The sequence below is a fragment of the Salinicola sp. RZ23 genome (genome assembly GCF_003206675.1).
Lineage (GTDB): Bacteria > Pseudomonadota > Gammaproteobacteria > Pseudomonadales > Halomonadaceae > Salinicola > Salinicola endophyticus.
In genome coordinates, this window is record NZ_PZJK01000008.1 from 40,600 (window position 1) to 47,290 (window position 6,691).

The following is a 6,691-nucleotide window of genomic DNA, read 5'->3' on the forward strand; positions in this document are numbered from 1 at the left end:
TAGTTTCGTACGCCGCCTAGGCCGCTCTCACACGATGCCGCACAACGGGAGACACCGATGACCGCCATGCACTGGGAGCGCCTGCTCGACCCTGTGCGCCTGCACGACGCCCGCACCTCACGTGGTGAGGTGGGGCGTAGTCCTTTCCACAAGGACTTCGACCGCATCGTCTTCTCCGGTTCTTTCCGGCGTCTGGGGCGCAAGACCCAGGTGCACCCGCTCACCGACAACGATCATATCCACACCCGGTTGACTCACTCGCTGGAGGTGGGCTGCGTCGGCCGCAGCCTGGGCATGATCGTCGGCGAACAGCTACGCGAGCGTCTGCCCGAGTGGGTCAGCCCGGCAGATCTGGGGGTGATCGTGCAGGCGGCCTGTCTGGGGCACGACATCGGCAACCCGCCGTTCGGCCATGCCGGCGAGTACGCCATCCGCGACTGGTTCAAGTGGACCGAGCAGCAGGGCGGCGGTTTGCTCGATGGGCTGGACGAGGCCGAGCGTGCTGACCTGCTCACCTACGAAGGCAACGCGCAGGGCTTTCGCATCGTCACCCAGATCGAATACAACCAGTTCCGCGGCGGCATGCGGCTCTCGGCGGCGACCCTGGGTACGCTGCTCAAGTATCCGTGGACGGTCGAGCACGGCGGCAAGATGGGCAAGTTCGGCTGCTACCAGTCGGAGAAAGCTCTGCTGGCCGAGGTGGTCGATCGTCTCGGCATGAAGCCGGCTGGCGACTCCAAATGGTGCCGCCACCCGCTGGCCTATCTGGTCGAGGCTGCCGATGACATCTGCTATGCGCTGCTCGACCTTGAAGATGGCCTGGAGATGGGCATTCTGCGCTTCGATGAAGTCGCGGAAGTGCTGCTGCAGATCGCCGGAGAGCCGCCCAAAGGCTATCCGGGAATGCAGGAGGCGGGGGTATCCCAGCGCCGCCGTATCGCTGCCCTGCGCGGAGCGGCGATGGAGCGCGCGGTCAACGAGGTCGGCGATGTGTTCGTCCAGCACGAGCAGGCGCTGCTCAACGGCACCCTGACCGACGACCTGCTCGAACTGTGCCACCCGGATCTGGCCTGGGGCGTGGCCGCGGCCAAGCAGCTCGCGCGCGAGCGCATCTTCCAGAACGAGCGCAAGGCCAAGCTGGAGATCGGCGCCTACACCACCCTGGGCATCCTGCTCGAAGCCTTCATCGGCGCCGCCCACGAGCTGCACCACACCGGCCAGTCATCCTTCAAGCACCAGCGCGTGCTGGCGCTGATCGGTGAGAACACCCCCAAACCCTCCTGGTCGCTCTACGCCAGCTACCGCCGCATGCTCGACTTCATCGGTGGCATGACCGACCACTACGCGGTCGAACTCGCCCAGGAGATGGGCGGCCGCCTCAAGGGGGATTGAGGGAGACGTGGCAGGGCGCAACGTCCTGCCGTCTCGGCCTCAGCGAGTGCCTCAGAAGCCGCGGCGTTGCTCTCACCCCCAAGGGCATCGCCTCTCCCTTGGTACCTGCTCATTAAATTTAGTGCTTCTTGAACATATCACCGGGTGACATGACCGTCACCGCCCGCCGTTACCGGTATTGACAGTTTTGCCCTCTACCGTGCCATCTTATATGGCATCATGTTGGCGATATCGGAAGCGCGAGGCGCTCATGAAACCTTGGTCGATACTGGCAGCGATAATATCACTCTCTCTGACAGCATGCGGGCAGAGCAACGCTGATCCGGAAAACCAGCAGGCGGTCGATGCACTGATCAAGAAGACCAAAGATGAGCTCGTCCGTGTCGAGGGTGGCACCTTTCAGATGGGAGACTTCGGGCCGGTCGATCCCAATCTAAAAGGCAGCGACAAGGGGTTGCCCTATAGCGCGGATCAAGACAACAAGCCGTTGCATAAGGTTACGCTGGATACATTCTATATGTCGCCGACCAAGGTGACCTACGCCGATTACGATATCTATACTCAGGCGACGGGTAAAGACAAGATTAATAGCGCTAATCAGTTCGAGATGCAGTTCCGCCAGGATGATGTCCCCGCGGGTGTGGACTGGTATCAGGCCAAGGATTATTGCGATTGGCTTGCCAAGGAAACCTCTCTTCCGTTTTCTCTGCCGACAGAGGCGCAATGGGAATACGCGGCGCGTTCGGGTGGGAAGTTTATACCTTACGGCACCAGTACAGGAACGCTAGAGAAAGGGAAAAGCATTCCTACCGAGGAAGATGTAGGGAAGGCTACAAATGCAGGAGATTTGACTAGTGCAGCACCATATCCAGTCAAGTTATACCCTCCGAATCCGCTTGGTCTCTATCAGATGGGAGATAATGGATATTCCTGGGTTGTAGACTGGTATCAGGCTGATTATTATCATGATTCTCCTAAAGACAACCCTCAAGGACCGAAGCAAGGAGAGGATAAGGTTGTCAGGGGGCTGCCCCATGGTGAGGGCTGGGGTGCGGCATTAACGATGGAGCGCTATCATCGGAAACCTGATTTGATTGCTGCGGATGGTGATAAGGGAACAGCGGCACCATACACTTTTCGTTGTGTGTTGAATGAAAAAAGTCTGAGGTAGTGGGGCGGTTTGGCTTTGGTGTTCGATTTGCAAGGCTTCCTACGGTACTATAATTGACCTGCATGGGATTGATTACAAGCTCACGTGACGGGTGTTGCGCGGCATGTGATAGCTAAAGGTTTCGGAAAAAAAGGAATTATCTATGAAGTCTCGGTTCATTTTGTTGGCGCTATCGACTTTGAGCTTGGTTGCCTGTGGCGATGGTCAGGCTGATTCAAAAAATCAAGACGCGGTCGATGCGCTGATCAAGAAGACGAAAGACGAGCTTGTCCGTGTCGAGGGTGGCACCTTCCAGATGGGGGACTTTGGTCCAATTGACCCGAAAACAGGTGGCCTACCTTATAGTGTTTACGACGACAATAAAAAATTGCACAAAGTGACTCTTGATAGCTTCTATATCTCTGAGCGTCAAGTGTCTTATGCCGACTATGACACCTATACGCAAGTGGCAGGCAAAAAGAAAATAAACGAGGATGGCACAAGCGCCAAGTATCGAGCGCCCAATGTTCCAGCAGGAGTAGACTGGTATCAAGCTAATGATTACTGCCAATGGCTTGCAGAAAAAAGCGGAGAGCCTTTTTCTCTGCCGACAGAGGCACAGTGGGAGTATGCTGCGCGGAGTCGCGGCGAGTTTTTGCCCTATGCCACAAATGACGGGACACTAAGCCCCGGTGTGAATTATCCGACTGTTGAGGAAAGAGAGAGTGCGACACCAGCGGGAGACCATTTTTCTCCTTATTTTGTCGGTAAGTATCCGCCAAACCCGCTTGGTGTTTATCAAATGGGTTTGAATGGTTTTGAATGGGTTCAGGATTGGTATTCTAAAGATTATTACGCTAACTCTCCCGAGCGTAACCCTAAGGGACCTGAGAAGGGCGAGAAAAAGGTACGTAGAGGTGGAGCTCTCGGGGAAAGCGATACTGCTCTTTTGACCGTTAATAGGCGTCCCGCTGATCCCGGTTTGAAGCTTGAAAACAATCCTTATTTATCTAAGGGGCCGGTGTCTACCAATACTTTTAGGTGCGTTTTGAATTCCGCTGAAAAGTGATAGGTTTGAGCTGTTGAGTTTGCGAGCAGACTGCTGCCTGCTCGCAATTTTTATTAGGCCCGGTATGTTTCTTTGAAAGGTTCGCACAAAGTGTTGTTAAAGCAAGGTCTTTCAAAGCTGGGAGATGTCTCTAGTTGCGTCAGGTATTCTGTCATGTCATTGCGAACTATTGGCTCGCCCTTTGATGCCGTTGGGCGTAATGAGTTGTAGAATCTTTTCAAGTTGTCTGCATAGTGGCTAGACCACCAACCCGTTTCGCCAAGGGCCAGAAATCTCAACAGTTTGTGTTCCCCCTCTTCAACGGTAAGGTTTTTCTCGGTTTGGCTAGATTTTATCCTCTTTATTACGCTGTGATATTCTTCTTGTGATTGTATCCACGTAAATGTTCTTATTATGGCTCGCTTTCTTTGGGTCATGTAGCCGAAGCGCCAAAAGTTTCTGTCTGTAATGTCAGTCGTGCGGTTGGAAGTGTCTAGGTTGTCAAAGGCGTTTCTTTGCATTAATCGGTATAAGAGCGCCCCTTTGGAATCGGGTGTGGTGTAGCGCAATATATCGGGGTTGGCATTAATTCTTTCAACAAGTTCGCCTCGCTCGCTGGCCGCTTCAATGCTTGACTCTAAGGCTGATAACATTTCTGTTGCAGTGTTTTGGATTTCTAATGCAGAGTCATACATGAACTCTTTGATGTCTCTTCCGGTCTGTACTGCCAAGGTTAGCATGTTTGATAAGGCTTCAAAGGTGACTTCATCGATGAAATCCAGCTTCTTGTAGTTAATATTTTTAAGCTGATAGGTTACCCACTTTGCAAATTCATAGATCAGTGTCGCATCAACTTCTAGTGTTAGCTTGCCTTTGGCACCAACGCCGTAGCAGAGCGCCGCTCTGGCAAATATTCGAAACTTCCCACCTTGATAAGATATCTTGAGTGTGGCCTCGCCACCGATGCCGATCTGACCTGCGATGGCCGGAGCAATTTTCGCAAACGGCTCGAATTTCTCGCTCTCTGGGCTTTTCCACTCGACCTGTCCTGCCACGGTGGCTTCGAGCTGACCGCCGATAAAGGCACCAAGTTCGCCACCCTTACTAGTGTCGGGTCGCGACATATCGACGGTTTGCTTTCCTGGGATATCTTTACCCTTGGAGGAGCCCCTGACGCCCTTGATCTTGGCGCCGCTGCCGTTGAACTCCGCATCTATATTGAGTTCTGCGGCGATACTGGCGCCGATGCCGCCGGCCACGCTCAGAATGGTGTGAGAGCGCAGCATGCCAAGATTCATGCCCGCAAAGGCCATCATGTATCCGCCCGGCGGCTCGTAACAGTCAATGGATGCCTTGGCCTCCGCCAGCATCAGCTCTGCGTGTCCGCTGGCCTTGATGGCGCCTTTTTTCTTGAATGGGTTGGCTTCACCGCTGAGACCGCTCGCCCCGTAGGACCATCGCATCAGTTGCGCTTCCGCGCTGAGATCGACTTTGAGGCTGTCCACGTCATGCTCGCCACCACTCTGATAGGAACGGGCGACCTGAAGGTTTTCGTTGATGTGCTCGCTCCACTGGAAGAGCTCCTTATGCTGATCTTCCAGCTTCATCCAGTCGTCGAACCACGGAATGTCCGTCTTTATCGAGGTGCTTCCACTGATATCCGTGAGCTGCTGCTTCAGCTTCTTCCAGTCGACCTTGCCCTGCGTGATCACGCTGTCATCACCGCCCGTCGTATCGGCTTGAGAGGTCAACCGATACTTCCTCCAGTGATTCTGGATTTTCTGTGAGCGAACGTAGGTCATCTTGAAGCCCACGGCAGACGCGTGGCCGCCGCGCCGCTGGATGGGGATGAGTTCGCTGATGTGGTTGGTGTTGTCACTGAGCTGTGTCAGCGGTGCTATCTGCTCGATGAGCGCGTTGTTCGCTTCGTCCAGTGCAGACTGCGCCTTGACGACTTCGCTCTCTAGCTTTTCGGCACTATCCGATTCTGACAGCACGACGCGATCTTCGGGCTTGAAGTAGTCGCCCTGTTTGATCTGAATATACTTGTCCTGACAGCTCTTGAGATGGCTCGTCGCCTTCTGTTGGGACTCGACGACGCTTTCGAGCAGACGCATTTCAGTGAGTAGATCCGGCATATCTTCGCGGGGCACAGCGAGAATCGTACCTTTGCCGACCATATAGAAAAGCTGACCCGCCGGCGCGTGATAGGCGTCCTGGCCTTTGCTCTTGTTGCTGGTCTGAGTATTGCCGTCGGCTTTAACGACCTGACTCATGACAGTTCTCCCTCGGCGTCGTCGAACCGATCCAGTATCGTCACCTGAATTTCCTCAGGTTTGCTCGTGAATATTTTCTGGGTTTTCCCTTCGCTATCGCTGCGCCCTGTCATGACCCGTCCTTCGGCGGTCGACACGCGATAACGCGCATGGGCGAGAGGCTTGCCCGACTCCTTGTCCTTCAGTGTGAAGAACTCTTCGAATGGCCCCTGCGCATCAGGTAGCTCGGGTTGGGTCCGACTAAGACTCGTCGGCCCACCGAAGTTGTGCTGTGCTCCCTTGAAGTCCGCAGCACCCGGGCAGTGCACCTCGATATTGCCGCCTTCGATACGGATATAACCGCCGCCGCTCTGCAACAGAATGCCGTTCTCGGCCTGGACTTCGATACGCCCTTCGGTGGAGGTCACCTGGACGCCTTTCTCCGCGGTGAAGGCCATCTCTCCATCCTGCGCCTGCACCTCGACCTTGCCGCGGGCGGCGAACAGCTTCATGCCGGCACGATAGACGAACAGCGAGATCTTCTCGGAGATCGAGGCGACCAGACTCTTGCCGGTGGCCAGGTTGACGTCCTCACCGCTGGAGACACTCAGCGAGCGGCCCTGGGCCAGGTGCGTCGATTCCGGCGTGCTCATCGTGATGCCGGCGGGCGAGGCCATATGCAGCCAGGGCGCTTTCATGCGTGCCGCTTCGCCACGGCCGCCGCTATCGGTGGCGCCACGGGCATTGCTCTGATCAGCATCCGCAAGCTGTTCGCTATTGCCGTAGCGGTCGTCGGCGTCTTCACCGGCCTGCTTGAGATGCTCGCGGGCCTCGAGGGCGTCGGCG

The 6,691-nt window shown here is 55.6% G+C and carries 5 protein-coding genes; 3 read left to right on the forward strand and 2 right to left on the reverse strand.

Features of this window, described 5'->3' with window-relative positions; genetic code table 11:
* The first annotated feature begins 57 nt into the window (after positions 1-57).
* The 3 genes from DOM67_RS09305 (at position 58) to DOM67_RS09315 (ending at position 3,611) form a co-directional block, all read left to right on the forward strand.
* Positions 58-1,392, forward strand: a complete 1,335-nt coding sequence (locus DOM67_RS09305) for a deoxyguanosinetriphosphate triphosphohydrolase (RefSeq protein ID WP_110675370.1) — start codon at positions 58-60, stop codon at positions 1,390-1,392.
* Between the two features lie 250 nt (positions 1,393-1,642).
* Positions 1,643-2,563: an SUMF1/EgtB/PvdO family nonheme iron enzyme gene (locus DOM67_RS09310; RefSeq protein WP_157958822.1), complete on the forward strand. Its 921-nt coding sequence runs from the start codon at positions 1,643-1,645 to the stop codon at positions 2,561-2,563.
* Between the two features lie 142 nt (positions 2,564-2,705).
* Positions 2,706-3,611 (forward strand): SUMF1/EgtB/PvdO family nonheme iron enzyme, encoded by a 906-nt coding sequence (locus DOM67_RS09315; protein ID WP_110675372.1) that lies wholly within the window; start codon positions 2,706-2,708, stop codon positions 3,609-3,611.
* A gap of 53 nt (positions 3,612-3,664) precedes the next feature.
* Here DOM67_RS09315 and DOM67_RS09320 read toward each other — a convergent pair whose 3' ends face one another.
* Both DOM67_RS09320 and DOM67_RS09325 read right to left on the reverse strand, forming a co-directional pair.
* Positions 3,665-5,866 (reverse strand): hypothetical protein, encoded by a 2,202-nt coding sequence (locus DOM67_RS09320; protein WP_110675373.1) that lies wholly within the window; start codon positions 5,864-5,866, stop codon positions 3,665-3,667.
* Positions 5,863-6,691: DUF2345 domain-containing protein (locus DOM67_RS09325; RefSeq protein WP_157958823.1), on the reverse strand; the 829-nt coding region annotated here is incomplete at its 5' end. The genes DOM67_RS09320 and DOM67_RS09325, both read right to left, overlap by 4 nt.